This window comes from Neobacillus drentensis, from assembly GCF_036966985.1.
GTDB classification, from domain to species: Bacteria; Bacillota; Bacilli; order Bacillales; family Cytobacillaceae; genus Neobacillus; species Neobacillus drentensis_E.
Window position 1 is genome coordinate 1 of record NZ_JBALSN010000722.1, and the last position, 1020, is coordinate 1020.

Sequence of the window (1020 nt, forward strand, 5' to 3'; positions counted from 1 at the left end):
TGACCGTGAGATTGGAGCTGATCCAGTCTCTTTTTTTATGGTTTTTAACCTTTTGTTCATCTCTTCACAACTCGAAATTTACAAAAATAAGGAGGAAATGAAAATGGCAAAACAAGAATTAAAACGAGATTTAAAAGATCGACACGTACAACTGATCGCGATTGGCGGTACGATTGGGACAGGTTTATTTCTTGGTTCAGGAAGAGCGATCCAGTTAGCAGGACCATCTATCATATTTGCTTATTTAATCGTGGGTATTGCATGCTTTTTTGTGATGAGGGCACTTGGGGAGCTGCTATTATCGAATGCGGGCTATCAATCATTTACTGATTTTGCGGAGGAGTATATTGGACCATGGGCAGGTTATGTGACAGGATGGACGTATTGGTTTTGTTGGATCATGACTGCCATGGCTGATATTATTGCTGTCGGGGTATATGTGCAATATTGGTTCGATATCCCTCAATGGATCCCTGCTTTAGTCTGTTTATTTCTATTATTGGGATTGAATTTACTAACCGTAAAGCTATTTGGAGAATTAGAGTTTTGGTTTGCAATCATCAAAGTCATTACCATTCTTGCTTTAATCGTAATAGGGATCATTTTATTGTTTATTGGATTTCAAACCGATTCAGGCACAGTTACAGTCAAAAATCTCTGGGGACACGGTGGTCTTTTTCCAAATGGAATATCAGGTTTCTTTCTGTCTTTTCAAATGGTTGTCTTTGCATTTGTTGGTGTTGAATTAGTCGGTGTCTCTGCAGCGGAAACATCTAATCCAAAAAAAAATATTCCATCTGCCATTAATAAAATCCCGCTGCGAATCTTATTTTTCTATGTAGGAGCCCTATTCATTCTTTTATGTATCAATCCTTGGACAGAATTGAATGCTGCCAATAGTCCATTTGTTAAGACGTTTAGCTTAGTAGGTATTCCAATTGCTGCAGGTATTATCAATTTTGTTGTCCTAACATCAGCGGCATCTGCATGTAACAGCGGATTATTTTCAACCAGCCGAAT

Annotated in this window: 1 protein-coding gene; it reads left to right on the forward strand. The window is 38.2% G+C overall.

Features of this window, described 5'->3' with window-relative positions; translation table 11 throughout:
- Positions 1-103: 103 nt before the first annotated feature.
- Positions 104-1020: amino acid permease (locus V7659_RS30970; protein ID WP_335543829.1), on the forward strand; the 917-nt coding region annotated here is incomplete at its 3' end.